Source organism: Ornithinibacillus proteolyticus (assembly GCF_039581225.1).
Lineage (GTDB): Bacteria > Bacillota > Bacilli > Bacillales > Amphibacillaceae > Ornithinibacillus > Ornithinibacillus massiliensis.
Genome location: NZ_JBCPXV010000114.1, coordinates 1 through 1,515, shown reverse-complemented (window position 1 = coordinate 1,515; position 1,515 = coordinate 1). Strand labels below are relative to the sequence as shown.

Sequence of the window (1,515 nt, the reverse complement as noted above, 5' to 3'; positions counted from 1 at the left end):
AGGGCTAAAGAGTCTATTTAGTAGATATCAAACGTTACGTTGGACTTAGATGGAACCGCCGTATACGGAACCGTACGTACGGTGGTGTGAGAGGTCGGAGGTTAATCGCCTCCTCCTACTCGATTTTCATCTCGTGCAAAATAGTATTTAAAATATGCGCAAAATACCGTTCAAAGTGACACCCTGATTTTACAGGGTTTTAAAAACGGTGTCAATTCTTTTAGGTTATGAAACTATTATTTTTACAATAATATATATATAGTTTATTATATAACTGTATAAAGTTATATAGATTTTGAAAGGAAATTGAAATTATGAATCCTTATTTAATTCCTCCGATTCAACTATGTAAAAATAAAAAAGGAAAGTTTTCACTATATCTATTCATATTAGAGTTATTTTTTAACTTTGTAATGTTAATCATAGAATTTTTAATTGGTTTAATTTTAGGTTCAATATTTACATTCATTCCTTTTGGGTTAATTATTTTTTCGGTGGAAGGAATTAATTACATTTTTGGTGTTAGTTGGTCGATTCCTTATAAAATGTTAATATTAATTATCTTGTCAATCATCACTTTTGTCATTGCTATTAAATGGATAATTGAAGAACACGAAATAGAGTAGATATATTAGGATATAAAAAGAGGAGAATAATAATCATGATGAATAAGGAAAAGGCAAAAAAATCCTAGAAACATTAAATACGTCTAGTGGTACGTTCAGTTCAAATTCAATTTCTTCTTCTGTAATTGTGCAATATCTTTTGGATATATATATTCGTGGGATATATTGTAATACTCTTAATCGCACTTCTTATCTGAATCCTTTAAAAGTAAGTGCGTTATTATTTTCTAAATGATAAAATAAACAATAATTCTAGAAGGGGGGTAATGTTTTGAAAATGTTAAATAATGTAAAAACAGGTTGGATAATTTTAGCTGTTGCAATTTTTGTTATTGGATTAATGGGGTTGTATTATGTTTATCTATATACGCCGAAAGACTCTATTGAATTATATCAAAGTATCTCTAATCTAAATAATATAGATGAAGCTGAACAGATAATGTTAGAAGGATATGAAGTTAACCTAAATATAAATGATCTTGACTTTTTAACAGAGCCCGGAAATGCACCAACAGAAATACAACAGTATTCATTTTTTGTATATCAAGACAAGACATATATTGCGATGACTACACCCGGCACAAACAGACTGAAAGTATTGAAAATTGATAAGCTTCCAGAAGATATTAGAAAATTTTTCATAGAATTTTCTAAATAATATAACCCTAAAAAATTTGAACTTTCATCAATACCTATAACTTTCCCAATATAAACGAGACTAAATACCCATATCAAATAAAGAATATTCTAGTATAATTCTAATTGAGTCAATTTCATAATTGCTCTTTTTAAAAATACAGAATCCTACAGAATTTCTAAAATGTATTTTTAAAAACAGAAATCATGCTACTTGTTGCTGATTTAATTGTACATTAATTCGGTCTGCGGC

1 protein-coding gene is annotated in these 1,515 nt (G+C 28.2%); it reads left to right on the top strand.

The genetic code is table 11. The features are described 5' to 3' along the window. Window positions 1-897 precede the first annotated feature (897 nt). Window positions 898-1,284: a hypothetical protein gene (locus AAIB49_RS19815; protein WP_339216647.1), complete on the top strand. Its 387-nt coding sequence runs from the start codon at window positions 898-900 to the stop codon at window positions 1,282-1,284. Window positions 1,285-1,515 lie beyond the last annotated feature (231 nt).